The sequence below is a fragment of the Fulvivirga lutea genome, from assembly GCF_017068455.1.
Taxonomy (GTDB): domain Bacteria; phylum Bacteroidota; class Bacteroidia; order Cytophagales; family Cyclobacteriaceae; genus Fulvivirga; species Fulvivirga lutea.
The window spans coordinates 2,108,864-2,131,056 of record NZ_CP070608.1 but is presented as its reverse complement, the minus strand read 5'-3'; the positions used below and the strand labels follow the sequence as shown (position 1 = coordinate 2,131,056).

Below are 22,193 nucleotides of genomic sequence, written 5' to 3'. Positions count from 1 at the left end.
AGAAAAGTAATTAGAACTTTCTATTCCATTTCAATCACTAAATCATCTTGCTCAACCATATCACCAGCTTGCAGGTAAACTCTTGCCACTTTGCCATTAGCAGGAGCACTAATACTCGTTTCCATTTTCATAGCCTCAATCACAAACAAAGGTTGATTTTCCTTTACCTTATCACCAGCTTTCACTTTTACTTCGGCTAACCTACCTTGCAATGGTGCACCAACATGCTTATCAGTCGTGACTTTAACATTCGTGACTTTAGTCGATTTAAAGTTGGTGTCTTTTACCTGAATTACACGCGCTTGTCCATTCATTTCAAAATAAACATTGCACATTCCATCTTCATCAGGCTTGGAAGCATATAGTTTTTTGATAATGATTGCCTTGCCCTTTCCAATCTCAACAAATATCTCTTCATTATTTTTAAGCCCATAGAAGAATGCCCTGGTCGGTAAGCGCCAAAGCTCACCATACTCCTGCCATCTGGCATAAAATTCTTCAAAAACCTTTGGATACAATTTGTAGGATAAGAAGTCCAACTCATCACAGTATTCATCAAACTTCTTTTGGAACTCAGTAAATTCCTTCTTAAAGTCTACCGGCTCTAGATGAGCGTTTGGCCTATCAGTAAACGGTTTTTCGCCCTTCAGTATTATCTTCTGCAACTCTTTGGGAAATCCTTTATAGGGCTGACCTAGCTCACCCTTAAATAAACTCACTACAGATTCTGGAAACGACAAAGTGTTACCTCGCTCCAAAACATCCTGGGTGGTCAGATCATTGGAAGTTAAGTAAAGCGCCATATCTCCCACTACTTTAGAGGAAGGTGTCACTTTCACCAAATCGCCAAACAACTTATTTACTGCCGCATAATTTTCCTTGATCTTATCAAATTTATCTTCCAGCCCTAATGCTCTTGCTTGTGGTCTCAAGTTAGAGTATTGACCCCCCGGAATTTCATGTTCATATACTTCTGCCGTGCTGGCTTTCAGCCCAGACTCAAACGGATAGTACCACTCTCTAACCGTTTCCCAATAGTTAGAATATTTGTTAAGTGATTTGATATCAAAAATATTTTCGCGCTCATGACCTTGCAATGATGCCAGAAGCGAATTAAAGTTCGGCTGGGATGTGAGCCCGGACATTGAGCTCAGAGAAACATCTACTACATCTACACCAGCTTCTATGGCCTTTTGATACGTTAAACACTGAATGCCAGCCGTATCATGGGTGTGTAAATGAATAGGCAAATCAATAGCCTTTTTCAATTCTGTAATTAAAAGAGTAGCACTTGCAGGTTTTAACAGCCCAGCCATATCTTTAATGGCAATAATGTGGGCGCCTTCATCCTCCAATTGGCGTGCTAAATCCAAATAATATTGAAGATCATATTTAGCATCTGGTTTATATAAATCTCCGGTGTAGCAAATGCACGCCTCAGCTAATGCTTCAGTTCTTTCCCGCACAGTCTTAATGCTCACTTTCATAGCCTCCACCCAGTTAAGCGAGTCGAATATTCTGAAAACATCAATTCCTGTTTCCCAAGACTTCTCAATAAATTTTTCAATGAGATTATCTGGATAGGCTTTGTAACCAACTCCATTTGATCCTCTTAAGAGCATTTGCAGAAGCACATTAGGCATCGCATTTCTAAGTAGCTCAAGACGTTCCCATGGATTTTCATTTAAAAAGCGCATGCATACATCAAAAGTTGCTCCGCCCCAAACTTCCATGCTAAAGATGTTAGGGTGCGATTTTGAAAAGCCTTCGGCTACCTTCAGCATATCCAGAGTTCTAACTCGTGTTGCCAGAAGAGATTGATGTGCATCTCGGAAAGTTGTATCAGTAAATTGTATCGCTTTTTCTTCTTTGAGCCATTTTACAAAGCCCTCTCTTCCAAGCTCGTTAAGTTTATCTTTTGAGCCTTTTGGATGATGCGATAGTCTATTAAACTCGGGCACTTTGGCATTTGTAAGTACTTTACTTTTATCAATTCGCTTTACATCTGGATTGCCATTTACTGCAACATGTGCCAAATAGTTTAAAAGCTTTGTGCCACGATTATGCCTGCGCGGCATTTTGAACAATTCGGGATGATCTGCTATAAAATTAACCGTTGCTTCTCCCTTGTAAAAAGTAGGGTTAGTTATTACGTTTTCAAGAAACGCGATATTGGTTTCTACACCTCGTATTCTAAACTCGCTTAATGCTCTTGATAATCGTTCAGATGCCCCCTTGAGTGTTCGACCCCATGAAGAAACTTTCACCAGCAAGGAGTCGAAAAACGGAGATATGGTAACCCCTGAATAGCAGTTACCAGCATCCAAACGAATTCCAAAACCACTAGCGCTCCTGTAGGCTATGATGGTTCCATAGTCTGGCTTGAAGTTGTCGGAAGGATTTTCCGTAGTAACTCTACACTGTATTGCATAACCGTTGCAAGTAACATCTTCCTGACTCTTAATAAATATTCGTGGATCGGCTAGCTCATACCCTTTGGCAATGAGAATTTGAGATCGTACAATATCGATTCCCGTAACCTCTTCAGTTATCGTATGTTCTACCTGTATTCTTGGGTTTACTTCAATGAAGTAGATATTCTCGTCACGATCGACAAGAAATTCGACCGTACCAACATTGTTATAATTTACAGCCTTGGTAATAGCCAGCGCATATTGGTAGAGCTTTTCTTTTGTCTCTTTCTTTATTGAAATACACGGAGCTACTTCTACTACTTTTTGAAACCTTCGTTGTACCGAGCAATCTCTTTCAAATAAGTGAACCAGATTACCATAGTTATCACCCATTATTTGCACCTCAATGTGCTTTGGCTGATCAATGAATTTTTCAAGGAAAACGGTATCATCGCCAAAGGCATTTTTCGCTTCATTTCTTGCCTCCTCATATCCTTTTTTCAGTTCTTCGTCACTTCTTAGAACGCGCATACCTCTTCCACCACCACCTGCAGCAGCCTTTAACATGACAGGATAACCTATTTTTTTAGCTTCTTTTAAAGTAATATCAGCATTATCTAAAGCAACCTGGCTGTCTTGTATAATTGGAACATTGGCTTCTATTGCCACTAATTTTGCAGCCACCTTATCGCCCAATCGCTCCATCACTTTAGGCTCGGGGCCAACGAAAATAATTCCTTCTTCCTTGCACCTGCGCGCAAACTTTACATTCTCTGAAAGAAATCCGTATCCTGGATGTATGGCATCGACACCATTGCGTTTCGCCACAGTAATAATCTCTTCTATATCTAAATAGGGCTTTAACGGATCATTATCTTCGCCAATTTGGTAAGCTTCATCGGCTTTATAGCGATGCAGTGAGTAGCGATCTTCAAAGGTATAGATGGCAACGGTTCTAATTTTTAATTCTGAAGCCGCTCTGAAAATTCTGATTGCAATTTCACTTCGATTAGCTACGAGAAGTTTCTTTATTTCTTTTAATTTTTGACTCATTTTTATTGGTATTGAAAAAAGGAAGTTAAAAGTTAAGTCGATAAGTTTGGCTTACCAAAAAAAGTGCGAAAACAAGAACCAATTTTTCTTATATATTTACTGCGTAATTAAGACCTATGAAAACATCAAAAAAAATCTTAGCGGCTGTTGCCATCATTTTAATTGTTATTCAATTTTTTGGAATCGATAAATCCGTTGAAGCAAGTGACCCTCAAATGGACATACTCGTTTATGAGAATGCACCTACAGAAGTGAAAGACATTATGCAACGAGCGTGCTATGATTGCCATTCGTATGAAACAAAATATCCATGGTACACCAATGTAGCTCCACTATCCTGGTGGATTGGCCATCACATTGAAGAAGGAAGGGAACATATGAATTTTGCCAAATGGGGAGAATATAGTGCGGAGAGAAAAGAGCATAAAATGGATGAGCTGATTGAAGAAGTGGAAGAAGGTGAAATGCCTTTAACCAGTTATACAATAGCACACGGAGAAGCCAGATTAACGGTAGAGGAAAAAGAAGCTCTCATGAATTGGGCTAAAAAAGTAATGGAGAAATATTGATGCATTTCCCTCATAAAGGCTATACCGAGATACCACAGGAATTTCATTCATTTGATTCAAAGGGCAAGTTTGAGCATTGCATAGAATGTGATAAATACTTGCTGGGTGATGAAACGGATTACTTCATTGAAAAAGCAGTGAAAAAATATCAAGGTTTCTCTGCTCACGATGTGATTTTTGAATATGCTATTTGCCTGCAATGTGCAGAACGAATGAGAAAATCTATGTCGAAGGAATCTATGCAGAGTTTAGAAAGCTATTTCGCTCAAAATGTGAATGTTTTGAAAAGAATGGAATTAATGAGCTCTGAATCTGAAAACCCGGATGATTGGATGAATGAATGCTTGGTGACCGGCAAAAATCGTAGTGAACTGAATGAGTATCAGATATTTGCTCAGTGTAAAGGAGATAAAATGGTATTAGGGCAGATGCCTTACCTGGTAAGCGGAGAAACTTTAGAAGCTGTAGCTGCATTGCTTTCTGCAGAAACACTGGATGAACTAGATAACTTCTCGAAACGGCACTTTGGCCCTCCTCCCGGATTGGAAAAAGAATTGCCTTATCAGCGCGTACTGATTGTTTAAATGTCTTTCTGCTGTTCTTTATTTACTATTCCCTGAATCACTTTATCGAGCTGTTCCGTAGCTGCGTATAAGTGCTCCACCATATCATGGTCTTTAGCATCCATTTCCGCATGCCTGAGCAACTGAACCAGTCCTAAAATATTGGCGACTGGCGCCCTTAGTTCATGAGCATGAATAAATGCATATTCTGCCAACTCCTTATTGGTTTTTTCTAGTTCCTTGGTTCTACTTCTAATTTTCTCTTCCAGGTTTTGATTAAGGTTTTCGAGGTTATCGTTTAAGTCTCGCAACTTAATAGCCTGAGTCTGAATTTCCTGATTTTGTTTTTCTATTTGCTCGTTTTTCTGACTTAAAGATTTGTTAGCTTTCTTCTGTACAGTTCGTTGATTGTAAAATGCGTTAGCCAGCGCCAAAGTGAGTATTAACAACATGATAACTGCAATTATGAGTGTATTACGCTCACTAACTTGTGCTTCTTTGGTTTCATTATCTTTTCGGAGTATTTCATTCTCATACTCCGCTTGCATTCTTGCAATCTGTGCTGATTTTTCAATCGTATAGATACTGTCTTTCACTTGATCATGTCGATAGTAATTAAAATAAGCCCCTTCATAATCACCTTTCACTGAATCAACTTTAGAGATTAGATAAAATAAATTAGCCTTTACATCAGCAGCACTTGCCTTTTTGGAAGATGTTAATCCTTTTTCATAAAAGTGTAATGCGGAATCTAACTGAGATTGATTATAAAAGCACTTACCAAGATTAGTATAAGTATATGCCAAACCTCTGTAATCGTTTATTTCAGTTCTAAGCTCAATGGCTTTGTTAAAATACGGAACAGCCTGTTCATAATTCTTTTGAGCTAAATAGAGTGCTCCAAAACCATCAGTAGCATAAGCTAGCACACGTGTATCCTTCTGTTCTTTGGCAGCGTCTATTGCTATTTCGTACGCCTCTTTTGCCTTCTCAAAATCACCCATTAGTGTATAAACCTCACCTAAATTATTATATGAAAGTGCAGGTACATTATCACCATGCAATTTTTCTTTTAATGTAAGTGCATGCTTTAAGTAGTCAAGTGAGTTGTTGTATTGGCCTAACTTTTTATATACTTCACCTATGTTATTGAGGCAATCTGACCTTCCTTTAAGGTCATCTAACTTTTGGTATTCTTTAAGCGCATCAAGGTAATGAGCCAGTGCTTGCTCATAGTTACCAAACCCCCAATACACACCTCCCATTACTGCCAAAGACCTGGCTATACCCTGACTATATTGAATCTTAGTTGCTTTATCATAGGCAACAATTACATCGTCCTTAGCAACTATTGGATTAACATTAATGTTTTTGAAGGCGATTTCATTCAATAATTGAACTTCAATGCTATCTGTATTCGTAAGTGACAGTTGCTGTTTCAAACTATCTAACTCATAATTCTGAGCTCTTGAATTAGAAAGTAGTCCAACAAGTATGATTGAACATAATACCAATTTCCTCATAACTGCAAAGTTACAAATTATGGGAATGGATATATCACAATGTAAGTTTTTGAAAGAGAAGTACTTAACTAAAAAAAAAATGGTTCCGAAGAACCATTTTTTTAAGCCATTTTATGTTAATTACTCATCGCCTGAAGGATATCGTGATGTGTAATAATATGCACTTTGTGTGCACTATCTCTTACTAAAAGTGCACGATTTGTCTTATTTATCATGGAAGATAAAACATCCAATGTATTATCCATTGCTACAAATGGCATTGGCTCATCCATGATTTCTTCTACTTTATTAGATTTGATCTCTGGATTATCAATCAATTGTTCCAACAGCCTGGTTGTTGATACACTACCCACAAAATTATTATCATTAACGACTGGTATTTGATCTATACCTTCTTTGGTTAGTAATTTAATCGCCTCACCAACTGTCAGGTCTTTACTTACAGTGAACAACTGATCAGAGCCATTTCTTTGATCTACAATTGACTTTGCGGTACCGAAATCACTAGAATCAAGAAATCCGTGATCCTTCATCCAGTCATCATTGAATACTTTACCAAGATATCGAGTGCCATGATCATGCAGTATGATCACCATCATATCATCCTCCTTCAAATTCTCTTTGGCATATTCCAGCGCTCCATGCACTGCTGATCCCGCTGACCAACCTACAAATAATCCTTCTTCTTTCGCCAACCTTCTGGTCATTAAAGCACCATCTTTGTCGGTTACTTTTATAAACTCATCAATTACACTGAAATCAACATTTTTAGGAAGAATATCTTCTCCAATACCCTCAGTAAGATATGAATAGATTTCATTCTCATCGAAAATTCCAGTCTCCTTATATTTTTTAAATACAGAGCCATAAGAATCTATCCCTACAGTATATACATTAGGGTTCTGCTCTTTTAGATACTTGCTAACTCCACTTACTGTTCCACCAGTTCCAACGCCAACAGCATAATGGGTAATCTTGCCTTCTGTTTGTTCCCAAATTTCAGGACCAGTTGTTTCATAATGAGCTATTGCATTACCCGGGTTGTCATACTGGTTAACAAAAATTGAATTAGGCGTTTCTTCATGTTTTCTTCTTGCAACAGAATAGTAAGACCTTGGATCATCTGGAGCAACATTGGTTGGGCAAACGTGAATTTCTGCACCCAACGCTCTCAAAGCATCAATTTTCTCTTTTGACTGCTTATCGGCAAGGGTGAATATACATTTGTATCCTTTGCAACAGGCTGCCAATGCCAGCCCCATTCCTGTATTACCAGAAGTACATTCAATAATAGTTCCACCAGGTTTCAGGTCACCACGCTCTTCAGCCAATTCGATCATTTTCACAGCCATTCTGTCTTTAATTGAATGGCCAGGATTGAAATACTCCACCTTAACAAGTATAGTGCCTTTAATTCCCTTATTAACACTGTTAAGTCTAACTAATGGCGTATTGCCAATGGTTTCGATTATTGAATTGTAATACATGCGAAAATAATTTTTTGCAAAGTTAAGAAGTAGTAACCTCTTCTGATAGTAGATGATTAATTATTAAAGTAAGTTCAAAAACAAAGGCTGCCTTTTGGGGCAGCCTTTGAAGTATATGAAAATCATTGAAGATTAGTCTTCAGATTTTTCTTCTTTATCAGCTTTTTTAGCTGCTTTCTTTGGAGCTGGTTTCTTTGCATCTTCCATTTTATCTTTTAGCGCACTTAGTGCCTCAAGATCTCCAAGTGTAGATTTTTGCTCTTCTTTTTTAGCTTTTGGCGCAGATTTTTTTGCTGCAGCTTTCTTAGGAGCTTCTACTTTTTCTTCTTCAGCAGAGTACATTGCTTTATGAGAAAGAACGATACGCTTATCGTCTTTAGAGAATTCTAATACTTTGAATTCTAATGTCTCACCAGCTTCACCTTTAGAACCGTCTTCTTTTACTAAGTTTTTAGCAGAGCAGAATCCTTCAATTCCGTAAGGTAACTCAAGAGTAGCACCTTTCTCATTGATGTTCATGATAGTACACTTATGAGTAGATCCTGGAGTGAATACAGTTTCGAATGTATCCCAAGGATTCTCCTCTAAGTGCTTGTGGCTTAATGCCAATCTTCTGTTATCTACATCAAGTTCAAGAACCATTACTTCTAACTCCTCACCTACTTTTACAAATTCAGATGGGTGCTTAATTTTCTTAGTCCAAGAAAGGTCTGAAACGTGTACTAAACCATCGATACCTTCTTCAAGCTCAATAAATAAACCGAAGTTTGTTAAGTTTCTTACCACACCTTTGTGAGTAGTACCCACTGCGTATTTAGTAAGAACGTTTTGTTTAGTCCAAGGATCTTCAGTTAACTGCTTAATACCAAGAGACATTTTTCTTTCTTCTCTATCCAATGTCAATACAACAGCTTCAAGCTCATCACCAATGTTGATGAAGTCTTGAGGATTTCTCAAGTGCTGAGACCAAGACATTTCAGAAACGTGGATAAGTCCCTCTACTCCAGGCTGAAGCTCTAGGAATGCACCGTAATCTGCAACGTTTACGATTTTACCTTTTACTTTAGATCCTACGTCAATTCCTTTATCTAGTGAATCCCATGGGTGCTCAGTTAATTGCTTCATACCCAATGAAATTCTCTTCTTATCTTCATCGAAATCAAGAACAACCACTTTTACAGTATCGTCAAGGTTTAATACTTCTTCTGGGTGGTTAATTCTACCCCATGAGATATCAGTAATGTGAAGTAAACCATCAACACCACCAAGATCGATGAATACACCGAAGTTAGTCATGTTCTTGATTGTACCTTCAAGTACCTGACCTTTCTCAAGGTTTTCAAGAATTTCTGCTTTTTGTTTTTCGATGTCTTTCTCGATCAATACTTTGTGAGAAACAACAACGTTATCGTTAGTGTAGTTGATTTTCACAACTTTCACTTCCATTGCTTTACCTACAAATACATCAAAGTCTCTGATAGGCTTCACATCTATTTGAGAACCTGGTAAGAAAGCCTCTACTCCGTAGATATCTACAATCAAACCACCTTTAGTTCTTCTCTTAACGAATCCTTCAATTACTGAATCTTCGTCTAATGCTTTTTGGATATTCTCCCATGCCTGAACGATTTTAGCCTTTCTTCTGGAAAGAACTAACTGTCCGTTTGCATTTTCCTGCTCTTCGATGAAAACCTCCACTTTATCACCAACTTTCATGTCAGGAGTATCTCTGAATTCAGTCGCAGATACTAAACCATCAGACTTAAAGCCGATGTTTAATATTACGTCTCTAGAGTTGATACCTACAACAGTAGCTTCAACAACTTGCTTCTCATCGATAGTGGTTAGAGTATCTTCATAAACAGAAGCCATTTCTTCGCGCTTCGATTTTGAGTATCCCTCACCAAATCCTTTAGTTTCGAAAGCATCCCAGTCAAATTCGCCTGGAGTTTCTAGCTCTCTTTTTTCAGCAGGTTTTTTAGTTTCTTTTTTAGGAGCCGCTTTTTCAGCTTTTTCTTCTTTTGCTGGTGCTTCCTCTTTTTTAGCTTCTACTGTTTCAACTTTAGCTTCAGCCTTCTCAGCTTTTGGCTCCGCTTTAGTAGTAGCTTTCTTAGTTTCTTTTTCTGCTTTTGGCTCAGCTTTTTTAGTAGTCTTTTTAGCTGTTGTCTTTTTAGCAGTGGTTTTTTTAGCAGTTTCGTCTTTTACTTCTTCTGCTTTAGCTTTTTCTTTTGCCATGATATGAATAGTAGCTCTTGATTACATGCTGCCTTAGAGCAATCGGACAGCAAATTTTATTTTACTTTCCTTTATTAATAATTGAAATAAAGGCCCACTCACTCGAATGGGAGCGCAAAGTTAGAAATTATTTTTGGATTTTGCTATATAGTTCTAATTAATGAGTATGGAGTAGCTATTTTTTGGGGTTGGGGGTTGGGGGTTGGAAGTTGGTTTCTGGTTGTTGGTAATTGGTTGTTGGTTGTTGGTTGTTGGTTGTTGGTTGTTGGTTGTTGGTTAGTTCTGGCGCGAAGTTTTAATGTTGAGACAATACAAACTTTAACCCTGGAACTTTGAACCAATATATGGAATTTGCTTTCTATGGATTACTAAGGCAATGAATGAGCAAACGAAAACCAATAGTGCATAAATAAAAAGCTGTCCACCATCACCTTGCACTTCAATGCCCAACACTGTTAAATGAAAAAAGATGGCTCCTGAAATAATACCTAGTGACATTAATGCACCCAGCCAGATGGTTGAAGGGATTAAAAACAATACTGCAGCGATTAACTCTCCTATACCAGACCCTATGCGGCCCCACGGCTCCATACCTACTTTAGTGAATATATAAATACTCTCCTCAGCGCCTGAAAATTTAAAGAAGAGCGTTTGCAAAAGAATAATGGCTGCAATAAGTCTTACAGCCATTGATATTATTTTGGAGTATTTGTTCATGGCAGGATTGTTACCTGCTAAAGTTACGGAATATCGTCTACAGTTAGCGTACCTGTTGCATATTGAAGCAAGATGTCTTGAAATAACAATGTATAGCTAGCTTGTGCCATATCCCCTTTTGCCTGCACGTACCTTTGGTTAGCCTGTGTAAACGCCACTAAATCAGATACTCCAAGCTGATATCTCTCACTTTCCAATCTAAAGGATAGTTCAGCTGCTTCTAACTGTGCTTTAGATGCATCATAACTAACAGAAGCATCACGATAATTTTGGTAAGCATTTAAAACATCCGCTTTAACAGCAACTTTTGCATTTTCATAATCGAGTTTAGCATTATCATGATTTACTCTTGATCTTACATAGTTGGTATTATTTTGCATTCCGGTAAAAATTGGAATACTAAGTCTCAACCCATACTCTTTTCTGAGGTTAGCATCAAATTGATCTGAAAAACTTGGTATTGATGCGTCACTGTAGCGTGAATTTAAACTACCATAAGCCGATAGTGTAGGTATGAATGCAGATCTATTAATGGCCATTCCTTTTTTAGTTGAAAACACATTTTTTTCTGCTCTAAGCAAATCTCCTCTATTGCTCATGGCGGTAATATATAAGCTTTCTAAAGTATTATCATCGAGCTCTTCGCGATTAAATGACCAGCTTGGTTGTTCAATTTCAAAAGAAGTCTCAGGATCAATTAATAATGTTTGAGAGAGGGTTACCTTATCTCTCCTTAACCTAATCTGCGCTCTTAGCACTGCCAGTTCTGCTGCTTTTACAGTTGCTTCCTGATTATACTGATCTACTTTCGCTCTACTTCCGGCTTTCACCATTTCAGTAACCTGATTTAATTGTGTTTGCTGGTTTTTCAAATCTTCCTGCGCAATTCTAAGTAATTCGGAATCTAGCAAGCATTGTAGATATTGATTAGAAACATTGGTGATAACATCTTGCCTTGTTCGTGCCACCAAGTGCTGCTGTGCTTCAAGGTTCGCATCGGCCTGTCTGATGGTATTCATATTACTCATTCCATTAAACAAAACCATATTAGCATCCACAGTGCCATAGAAGTTAGAGGTCTCAGCATCATTAACAACTCTGGCCTCCTGTTCAATGAATTGGTTACCTTGCACTCTCCAAGCCTGAGCAAATGCATTCACTGATGGGGCAACTCTTGCCATACTTGAACGCTTTTGTGCCTGGTTCACATATTGTTGGTTGTTTTGTTGCTTGAGACTTACATTATTATCTAACGCAATCTTTACGGCCTCTGAGAATAAAAGAGTATTTTCTTGAGCTACTGAAAATCCAGCACTTATAAGAATTGTTGTTATTGAGATAAGTATCCTTTTCATAGTAAATTTAACTTCCTACTTTTTCTTTTCTTTCATCGGAAACGATGGCGCCATCTACAAGCCTGATGGTTCTATTACCATATTCTGCATTCTTTTCGGAATGCGTTACCTGAATAATGGTCATGCCTTCATCATTTAACTTCTTAAAAATGTCCATGATTTCTTCGCCTTGCTCGGAATGTAAATTACCTGTTGGCTCGTCTGCCAATAAAAGTTTTGGCTGGCCGATAATAGCTCTTGCCACACCTACCAACTGCTGCTGTCCACCAGAAAGTTGCTCAGGGAACAAGTCTTTCTTGGCTACCATTTGAAATCTATCTAACATTTCGGCCACCATGCTTTTTCTTTCAGAGCCTTTTACTCCTTTATAGAGCAATGGGGTTTCAATGTTTTCATACACTGTAAGTTCATCAATGAGATGATACGCCTGAAAGATGAAACCTATATGATGCTTGTGCATTTCTGATTTCTTACGCTCTTTCATTTTATGAACCGGCTCATCGTAGAAGTAATACTCTCCTTGTGATGGCTCATCCAGCATGCCAATGATGTTCATGATCGATGATTTACCTGCCCCGCTCGGCCCCATGATAGTAACAAATTCACCTTCTTTTACCTCCAGGTCTACGCCTTTTAAGATGAATGTTCTCTGAAATCTGCTATCGACATATTTGTCGACATTCTTAAGTTTTATCATTCCGACTATTTTAATTGTGAAACATTAAGCCAATAAATATGCCAACTATCAAATAAGGCATTCAAGGCCGTATTGTACGAATGTACGTAATTTATGTAGTTATGAATTGTCCGCTTATGGAATATAGTGTTTGATATCGGACACCAATTCTAAAACTGGTCGATATCGGAGACTTTCGTATTACTCTTAGTTTCTGTTTCCAGCAAAATTTCAAATTGAGTACCATTCTTATCTGACTTTACGAGCTCTATCTTGCCGTTTAACTTTCTAACAATAACTAGTACCTGATACAGACCCAGGCCATGTCCTTTAGAAGCCGCATTGGCTCTGTAAAACATATCAAATACACTTGGTTGATGTTCGATTTCAATACCTGTTCCGTTATCTGAAAATAGAAGTCTTACTCCCTCAGCACTCAATTCCAAGGCTATTGTAACCTTAAGCTTAGCATTCTCATTTCTATATTTTATCGAATTGGAAATTAGTTCATCCAATAAATTGAGCATCATTTCTTTGTCGCTCTTAAACTGTACATCGTCAGAATTGATGACCTGCATTTTAATATTCGTCAGCGCATTATCCGATTCATGCTTTTCCATTAGTTGATGCACTAACTTTTCTATTGATACCCAACGGTAGTCAATTTCTTTATTTCTTATAATATGAATGGTACTAAGCTTAGAAAGCAGTCTATCCATCAATTCTGCTGTATTTTTTAACTTATCTAACAGTTCAGGATTATCTTTATCAATTTTGAGAAGGTTATAAATACCAAGAATTTGAGCTACTGGGTTTCTCAAGTCGTGTGCTGACTTATAGACGAACAAATCAAATTCTTTTAGAAGTTTATCTAACTCTTCTGTTCTTAGTTTTACCTCTTCTTCGAGGTCTCTATTCTGACTAGCTAGTTGTTCGTTTTTTTGGCTGATCAGGGAATGCGCCCTTTCCAACTCATCTTTTTGGATGTCTATTTTAATATTGGCCTTTCTTTGCCGCTTATTACTTTGATATAGAATCACAGTTAAAATCACCATAAAAAGTATGGCTGCCGAGGAGAAGTAATAAATTAATCGATCCTTTTCCAGCTGCAGTTGCGATTGTGCTTCTTTAGATCTTAAATTCTCAATTTCCCGATTTTTAGCATCGAGATCATACTCAAACCTGAGTTTGGTTACCGCCTCGCCCATTTGGCTGTCAAACAGAGAGTCTTCGATAGCCAGCGCTTTCGATAAGTAGGAATATGCCTGATTAAAATCACCTTTGATTTCATAGCTTTCAGCGAGCATTTTATAGTCTTCTTTCGTTTCTATTGGAACACCCACTTCATGGTTGATTTTAAGGGATTGTTCATAGTTCTCGATAGCATCATCTATTCTATTGAGCTGGAGCAGTGCATTTGCTTTGTGATGGTAAGCTTTAGCTATATGGCGTTTGATACCTTCTTCTCTGGCCAGCTTTAATGATCGATCAAAATATTCTAATGACTCATTGACCAGGCCTACCTCGAGGTATAATTCTCCAATATTATAGAGCGAAGAAACTACCCCTTTTTTGTAGTTAATGGCCTCTTTTATGTCTAGTGATTGTCTCAAATAAAATAGTGCAGAATCGTACGATTTACTGTCTTTAAAATTGAGGCCCAGATTATTTAAAGCTGCCGACATACCTACACTATCGCCATCTTGTTTAAATATATCATAGGCTTTGCGCGTATAAACTCGCGAATAACTATAATCGCCAAGTAGTTTGTAGACAATGGCCAGATTGTTAAACGATGCAGCTTCATCTACAGAAGTGCCATACTGTTCGGCAATTTTTTGTGATTTAATGTAGTACTCTACAGCCAACTGTAACCTGCCGGTATTTTTGTAAACGAGGCCCAGATTATTATAAAACTTGGATACCAGCAGGGAATCTCCTATTTCCTGAGCCACTACCACCCCGGAAGTCAAATATTCATGCGCTTTTGTAAAGTTGCTTTTACTTTCGTGATATAATCCTAAAATGTTATGCGCATTAGCAAAAGGGTTCATCTGACCTGAAGCTACTGATACATCCAGTGCCTGAAGGCAATAGTCTCTGGCTTGATCGAGGTCTGAGGCATAAACTCTTTTTGCCAAATCTATGAGAATGTAGGATTTAGCAGAATCAGATTCAGCAGTTGCTAAAGCATTCTTTAAGCTATCAAGTTTATTAGCTTGTAAAAACTCGCAGTTGAAGCATAGGGAGAACCACAGAATATAGTATATCAGTTTTTTCATTCAGTACGAACTGAACAACAATATACTAATTGCTTACAAATTTTTGTAAAACAGCTAAACGAGATTTAACTACTCATCATTTAAAACTTCTGTTGGATTGGTAAATGATGCTTTAAGCGAATGATAGCCAACGGTTAGTATTGAAATACTAATAACCATACTACCTATCAATATAAAAACCCACCATTGAATATTAATACGATAAATAAATTGAGACAACCAGCTATTCATGACATACCAAGCTACCGGAGCTGCTACTAAAAAGGCAATTAAAATTAATTTGCCAAAACCGCTACCAAACTGGCTGAGAATGTCAGAAACAGATGCACCTAAGACCTTTCTTATTCCAATTTCTTTCGCTCTTTCATTGGTTACATAAGACGCCAAACCAAATAAGCCTAAACACGCAATTAAAATGGCTATGAGCGTGAATACGGCAAATAATCCACCCAACTGCTGTTCTTGTCTATACTGATTTTCGTACTCCTGATCTAAAAAGCTAAAGTCGAATGGGGCATTATCAACATAGGCATTCCACTTATTTTCTAGAAAATTGATGACTTCTGTTGGATTGACTTCATTAGTGCGAATAGATAACACTCGGGTATTACCCCAAACTCCTGAACCTGCATTTATATGATAAAATATGTAAGGAGCTATAGGCGCATGCAGCGTATAGAAGTTGAAATCTTTTACTACCCCTATCACTTTTGCCTTGCCCATATCATCGCCTCCATAGTAAATCTCCTGACCGAGCACATTCTCTTCTGTGTAACCAAACAACTCCATGGTAGATTCATTGATCACTACTGCGCGTTCGTCCGCCTTATTCCCTTTTTCAAAAAATCGACCATATTTCAAGTCAATTTTCATGGTTTCCAATTGCCTTTCATCGGCTTTCATCATGGCAATGGGCTGCTCATGCCCTGAGGCAGCATCACCAAAGATATCTTCATATGAACCTCTGCCAATAACATCCATACTCACAGAAGCATTAATAACTTGTGGGTGATTCAGTACTTCATTTTGAAATTTTTCTAAATGTGTTCCCAATTTATCAGCCCAATTAAGCACAATCACATTCTCCCTATCGTAGCCTAAATCTTTCTCCATAAAATACTGGAGTTGCTGATAGACGACAAAGGTGCATATCATTAACACTGATGAAATACTAAACTGAAGAACAACTAATGCATTTCTGAACCATTTGGCTTTATTGCCTGAACGTAATTGACCTTTTAAAACATTTACTGGTTTATAAGCCGAAATGCTAAATGCCGGGTACAAACCAGCAGTGATGCCAAGCACAATTAAAGCGAAGAATATCACTAACAAAGTGGATAAATTAGTCCAGCTAGTAGTGTAAAAAGTTGAACCAAGATAATTCTCTATACCTATTTTTAGAAACTCCGAAAGGCCTAACGCCAACAACCCTGCTAGCAGACAATTGATGATAGATTCTGAAATAAACTGCAAAACAAGCTGAGATCTCACTGAGCCGAGCACCTTTCGAATGCCTATTTCTTTTGCCCTTACCGTTGCCCGCGCTGTTGCAAGATTAATAAAATTGATTACCGCTAGAATAAGAATGAAAATAGCTGTAAATGAAAATATATACATGTACTTAGAATCACTTACAGGTCCTATGCGATTACCGATATTTGCTGAATTAAGGTAAATGTCTTTGACAGGTTGTACATAAAACAACCAATCGCCTTTGTTCGCTAAAAATTCTTCGTAGTTAATGCCCCATCGTTCTAAAACGGGAGCTGCATGTGTTGGTGCTAAATCGCTTAACTTCGCCTCCAGCTGCAACGGATCTGCTCCAGGCAATAATTTTATATACGTTACAACCTGTGTCCAAATCCAGTTATTTTCTACATCTTTAATTCGATCATTAGAGTAGATTGATAAGAGAAAATCAAAATTAAAATGAGCATTAGTGGGTTGTTTAGCTGTCACACCTGTAATAGTCAATGGAGTTCTTTCTTGACCCATCAGCAGTTCCTGACCGATTACATCAGTTTTGCCAAAATATTTGATAGCTACAGCCTCCGAGATTACAATTTTATTTTTACCAATAAGCGCACTTGCAGGGTCGCCATAAAGTAACTCAAAGTCAAAAAATGAGAAGAAATTAGAATCAGCAGCAAGAATATCTTCTTCGTAATACGATGTCATTTTCTGGTCATTCTCTAGCCTGAAAATATTGCTTCCCATCGTGTTTATCCTCAAGGCAGCTTCAATTTCAGGATAATCAGAACTAAGGACCAAAGCAAGAGGCGGAACAGTAGACCCCATAATTCCACCTTCAGGCATCCAAATGTTGGTCATGTTTACTCGATACATTCGATCAGTATCCTTATAAAACGTATCATAACTTGTTTCATGCAATACATAACTTGAGATTAACAAGCAAGAAGCAATGCCAACCGCCAATCCGGCAACATTGAGCATTGAGTAAAGCCCAGTTTTAATGAAATTTCGATACGCTATTTTTATGATATTCCTTAACATATTATTCGTCTCTTAAGCTTTGAACGGGATTAGCCATAGCAGCCTTGCCAGACTTGTAACCAGCTGTTATAATGGCAATTAGTAATGTAGCGAAGAATCCTGCTGCATAGATTAATGGACTCAATTCAATTTTATAATGAAACTCCTGAAGCAATCCATCTGTCATGTACCAGGATATTGGCAAAGCAAAAACAAAGGCCACAATTACTAATGTGAAAAACTCTTTTGAAAACAACATAAGAATGCTCACCACTGATGCGCCCAAAACTTTTCTAATTCCTATTTCTTTTGTTTTCTGATTAACCGTAAAAGCAGTCAGGCCATACAATCCAAGGCAGCCAATAAAGATTGCAATACCAGAAAAAATCGTAAAAACCACAGAAAGCCTTTGATAACCTTCATAGAACTCGGCCAGTTGCTCATCTAAAAAGCTGTAATCAAAATTATATTCAGGGTATAGCTTTTTCCACGTTTGTTCAATCTTAGTTAAAGTAGCATTTACGTTTGCCATTTTAACCTGAATGCAGGCTATTCTATAACTTGGTAATTGACTGTACACAATTACAGGTATGAGCTCATGGTTTAGTGATAGTGAATTAAAATCGTCAATCACACCGGTGATTGGTACTTTTTTACCATATATTTTCACCTCTCTTCCTACCACATCTTCGGCATTGTCCAGTCCCGCTAACCTTAACAATTCTTTGCTCACCATTATGCCTGAAATGGTATCGGAAGCACCAATGTTTTTACCTTCCAATAAAGGAATCTGGAAGACATCTATGTATTGATTATCCGCATGTTTAATCGATACATCGAATTCTCCTTCTACTCCACTAATTGAAATATTGGTTACACCAATAGAACTTGATGCCGGATTAGTACCTGCCAAACTAACCATCTCAACACCTTCAATACCTTGCAATTGAGATTTTAAAATATGCTTCTTCTGATGATCTGATCCTGGTAATTCAACATTCAAAATAGCATCGGATTTAAAGCCCAGATCTTTGTTCATTACATAGTGCATTTGATAGGCCATTACTATTGTGGCAATAATGAACACTTGAGAAATAAGGAATTGAAAAACCACTAATGCCTTTCTTAATGAAAATTTACTAGAAGAAGCAGAATTAATATTGTTCTTAAGGGCTATTGCGGGTTTAAAGCTTGACAAAACAAATGCAGGGTATAAGCCTGCAGCCAGAGTTACAGACACTAAGAGTATAACTACAAATAATAAATGATTGAGATTGCCGATTAGGTTTAAATCGAGCGATAACTCTAGGTAAGGGTTGATATAAAGTAAGAATAGCTCTGTAAGCCCTAAACTCAGTGCTACTGATATAAAAGTTAATGCGAACGACTCACCCAAAAACTGAAAAATTAATTCTGACCTAGTTCCACCCAGCGTTTTTCGAACACCAACTTCTTTTGAGCGTTTGACAGCAATGGCCGTTGAAAGATTAACGAAATTGATGCATGAAGTAATGATTAGAAAAATGGCCACCAACACTATAATTAGCAGGTCAGAATCAGTCATCGTTTCATATGAAAAATTATCATATTGAGCATTGAAATGAAGGTTGCTTAGTGGTTGCAAGCTGATCACCCGATTGTCGTGCTCCTCTGGAGTTTTGCCATAATACTTCTTTACAAAAGCATCTAACCCACTTTTTATCTGAGCTAATTGCTGCTTGTCTTTTATTAAAAGATAGCATTGATCGTTACTAGTTACACTTCGCCATCCTCGTTTTAGATGTTCCTTTTTTATTGTTTGATAAGAAAGAATCATCTCGAACGGAAAGTCTGAATTCTTTGGTGGGTTGGCAAAAACTCCTGTCACCACATAATCAGTATTTTTTTGATGCTGAATTACTTTATTCAATGGATCTGCTTCCCCAAAATACTTCTGTGCCAACCGCTCACTGATTACTACCTGATTTGCAGTGCTCAACATATTTTCTGGATTTCCTTTCAGAATATCGAGGTCGAAAATATTGAAATAGCTTTGTGTGGAATAGGCCAGGCGTAGTTCATAAGATTCATCGAAAATCTTATCAGTTGAAGGCAGATAAAATAACTGAGGGCCATATAAATCGATCACGAGCGTAATGGCATCGATACTCTCAAAATCTTCCGCAAAAGCATCAGTTAAAGGAGGCGCAACTCCCGGGTTGTAATCCCTGTTTCCACCAGCTCCATCAGATTCGGTAACTAACCTGTAGATGTTGTCATAATTCGATTGAAAGGTATCGAAGCTAACATAGTAGCTGTAAAGCAGGAATAGCACTATGGATGAAGTTATCCCTAACGACAACCCGAAAATATTGAGAAATGAGTTTACTCGATTGCGATAAACGTTTCTCAGCGTTGTTATTAAATAATTTCTTATCATGAGTTTGTTGTTATTCGTCTTTTAGTACATCTACAGGATTCACATTAGCCGCCTTAAGTGATTTGTAACTGATGGTTATTAGTGTAAAGAATAATGATACTCCTAATGCTACAGCAAAAACCTGAACACCTATGGTTATGCGAAATGCAAAATCTTCTAACCAGCTGTTCATTATATACCAACCTATTGGAGCAGCAATGACAAACGCAATGAGAGAAAGCTTTACAAAATCAGCGGATAACAGTGCAAGAATTTGGCTCACCTTCGCGCCAAGCACTTTTCTAATACCAATTTCTTTCATTTTTGAATTGACCATATAGGACATTAAGCCAAGTAATCCGATTACACCTATAAAAACAGCTACTCCTGAAAGCATACCAAAGGTTTTAGCTAACCTCTGTTCTTCTTTGTAGAAGTTCTCAATCTCATCATCCAGAAAGTAGTAATTGAAGAAATAGTCACCGAAGAAAACTTCCCACTCGTTTTGAACTTGATTAATGGTAGTTTTCCAATCTCCACCTCTTAGTTTAACAGTACCTCTAAAGTGCATAGAAGGCGCATACCATAAAGCAATTGGTCTTTGACTGTTGTGTAACGACATGGTAGCGAAGTTTTCAATTACACCAATAACTATCCCATCTTTACCCCAAACATTAAGTTTTCTACCTAGTATTTCTTCATTAGTGACACCTAAATCTTGAACCGCCTTTTCGTTCAGCAAGTAGCTTCTAATAGAATCATTGTTTGAAATATTTCTACCAGCGATTAATTTGATGCCATAGGTTGACAAATAGCTACTATCAGCTAGTTTTACCTGCATGTGGGTATTTATGGTTTCATCACCATTATTAAAGCTAGCAGTGCCGCCCCATGTATTTGTAGATGCCGTTCCAGTGTTAGAAAATGTCACCGACTCAACACCATCAATCCTGTTAATTCTCTCCCCTAATAACCCAAAATCTATATCATCGGTAGTTGGAATTCGAAATTCGACAATAGCTTCTGTATCAATACCTAAAGGTTGCTGTATAAAATATTCTACTTGTTCATGCACTACTATTACGGCAATAATCAAAAATTGAGAGACCAGAATCTGACTTACAATAAGCACTCTCCTAAGTGACAAACCACTGCCAGAAACCGTACTCATTTTATTCTTTAGTGCTTGAATTGGAGAAAATCTGGATATGATCCAGGAAGGATAAATTCCCGCCAGCAGTGTTACAACAATTAATAAAGTACTGAGCAATGCCAGCAGGTTTAGGTTATACTCTAAACCAGGAAGTCGATAGCCAATGATTTCGTCTATTCGAAATAAAATCAACTCAGCTAAACCTAAACCAATAACTATAGAAACGAGCGTTATAATGCCCGTTTCAAGTAAATAATGTATTTGAATGGAACTTTTAGAGCCGCCCAATACTTTCTTAATTCCAATTTCTTTTGATCTTTTTACTGCAAAAGCTGTATTCAGATTAATGAAATTAATGCATGCTGTAATTAGTAACAGCAAGCCAATAATCGCCATGGCCAACAACTCATGATAGGTTGCCACGCGCTCACCATAATTAAAATACCGATCGTCATGATGTATTTCTTCGAAAGGTTGCAAAGCCAGTTGTACCACGGTAGGATCTGACTCCTCCTTGCGGTCTTCAATATAGTTTACAACTTGTTTTTCGAAGGATTCTACATTGGTGCCCTCAACCAACTTTATAAAAGAGTTGACCGTGGTTGAAGATGCTGTCCAGGATTCCCATGCTCGGTTTTTTTCATCAGTAGAAAATGAAATGAGCATTTCAAAAGGTAAGTCAGTATTCAAAGGTGGATTATCAATAATGCCTGTAACCGTCAAATCGTACACATTATCAATTTTTAAAACTTTGCCCAATGCCAATGAATACTCGCCAAAATACTTTTGTGCTAAATTTTTAGATATAACAACTGTGTAAGGCTCATCCAGGGCATGTTCTTTGTCACCCAATAGGAAGTCCACATGAAAAATTTTAAAATAATCGGGCTGTACGAAGACTTGAATACGATCATCTTCTTCATACTTTACCTTGTTCCCATTCCTCATTAATGAGACGAGCCCTTGAGTATTGTTGCCATCCACCATAGTAAAATATTCTACCTGTGGATTATCATCTTTGAAATTCAGCCGCAATGGAAATGGCGTGGCCGAATCTCGTCCTATTCTACCTTCATCCACATGGTGCTGTACCAGGCGATAAATAGATTCTGTGTTGTCGTGAAATTTATCGAAGTTCAGATTGAAGTTGATGATAAGTGCAACCAAGATGACAGCACTAACTCCAATGCTAAGCCCAAGGATATTAATTAATGTATGTGCCTTATTTTTAGCTAATAATCTAACGATCAGGCGAATTGAATTTTTGACCAT

The 22,193-nt window shown here is 37.7% G+C and carries 13 protein-coding genes; 2 read left to right on the top strand and 11 right to left on the bottom strand.

Going from position 1 to position 22,193, the window contains the following annotated elements; translation table 11 throughout:
* Positions 1-20: 20 nt before the first annotated feature.
* The gene (locus tag JR347_RS09635; protein WP_205720394.1) at positions 21-3,467 is read right to left on the bottom strand and encodes a pyruvate carboxylase; all 3,447 of its coding nucleotides are present in this window, start codon (positions 3,465-3,467) and stop codon (positions 21-23) included.
* 116 nt (positions 3,468-3,583) lie between these two features.
* On the opposite strand from JR347_RS09635, the gene JR347_RS09630 reads away from it, so the two are divergent.
* Complete coding sequence (locus tag JR347_RS09630) at positions 3,584-4,036, top strand: heme-binding domain-containing protein (RefSeq protein WP_205720393.1); 453 nt, start codon at positions 3,584-3,586, stop codon at positions 4,034-4,036.
* Entirely contained in the window at positions 4,036-4,620 is a 585-nt protein-coding gene (locus JR347_RS09625) for a hypothetical protein (protein ID WP_205720392.1), read from the top strand. Before JR347_RS09630 ends, JR347_RS09625 begins: the two co-directional genes overlap by 1 nt.
* On the opposite strand, the gene JR347_RS09620 is transcribed toward JR347_RS09625, so the two are convergent.
* The 10 genes from JR347_RS09620 to JR347_RS09575 form a co-directional block, all read right to left on the bottom strand.
* Complete coding sequence (locus tag JR347_RS09620) at positions 4,617-6,122, bottom strand: tetratricopeptide repeat protein (protein ID WP_205720391.1); 1,506 nt, start codon at positions 6,120-6,122, stop codon at positions 4,617-4,619. The two genes, JR347_RS09625 and JR347_RS09620, sit on opposite strands and share 4 nt — an antisense overlap.
* 116 nt (positions 6,123-6,238) lie before the next feature.
* Positions 6,239-7,609 carry a pyridoxal-phosphate dependent enzyme gene (locus JR347_RS09615; RefSeq protein WP_205720390.1) on the bottom strand — a complete coding sequence of 457 codons (1,371 nt, stop codon included), beginning with the start codon at positions 7,607-7,609 and terminating at the stop codon, positions 6,239-6,241.
* 132 nt (positions 7,610-7,741) lie between these two features.
* Positions 7,742-9,844 (bottom strand): 30S ribosomal protein S1, encoded by a 2,103-nt coding sequence (rpsA, locus tag JR347_RS09610; RefSeq protein ID WP_205720389.1) that lies wholly within the window; start codon positions 9,842-9,844, stop codon positions 7,742-7,744.
* Positions 9,845-10,162: 318 nt separating this feature from the next.
* Positions 10,163-10,561 (bottom strand): DoxX family protein, encoded by a 399-nt coding sequence (locus JR347_RS09605; RefSeq protein ID WP_205720388.1) that lies wholly within the window; start codon positions 10,559-10,561, stop codon positions 10,163-10,165.
* A 23-nt stretch (positions 10,562-10,584) separates the two neighbouring features.
* Positions 10,585-11,916, bottom strand: a complete 1,332-nt coding sequence (locus tag JR347_RS09600; RefSeq protein WP_205720387.1) for a TolC family protein — start codon at positions 11,914-11,916, stop codon at positions 10,585-10,587.
* A 7-nt stretch (positions 11,917-11,923) separates the two neighbouring features.
* Positions 11,924-12,613 (bottom strand): ABC transporter ATP-binding protein, encoded by a 690-nt coding sequence (locus tag JR347_RS09595; RefSeq protein WP_205720386.1) that lies wholly within the window; start codon positions 12,611-12,613, stop codon positions 11,924-11,926.
* Between the two features lie 149 nt (positions 12,614-12,762).
* Positions 12,763-14,874, bottom strand: a complete 2,112-nt coding sequence (locus JR347_RS09590; RefSeq protein WP_205720385.1) for a tetratricopeptide repeat-containing sensor histidine kinase — start codon at positions 14,872-14,874, stop codon at positions 12,763-12,765.
* A 69-nt stretch (positions 14,875-14,943) separates the two neighbouring features.
* Complete coding sequence (locus JR347_RS09585; protein ID WP_205720384.1) at positions 14,944-17,391, bottom strand: ABC transporter permease; 2,448 nt, start codon at positions 17,389-17,391, stop codon at positions 14,944-14,946.
* Between the two features lies 1 nt (position 17,392).
* Positions 17,393-19,789 (bottom strand): ABC transporter permease, encoded by a 2,397-nt coding sequence (locus JR347_RS09580; protein WP_205720383.1) that lies wholly within the window; start codon positions 19,787-19,789, stop codon positions 17,393-17,395.
* A 10-nt stretch (positions 19,790-19,799) separates the two neighbouring features.
* Entirely contained in the window at positions 19,800-22,193 is a 2,394-nt protein-coding gene (locus JR347_RS09575) for an ABC transporter permease (protein ID WP_205720382.1), read from the bottom strand.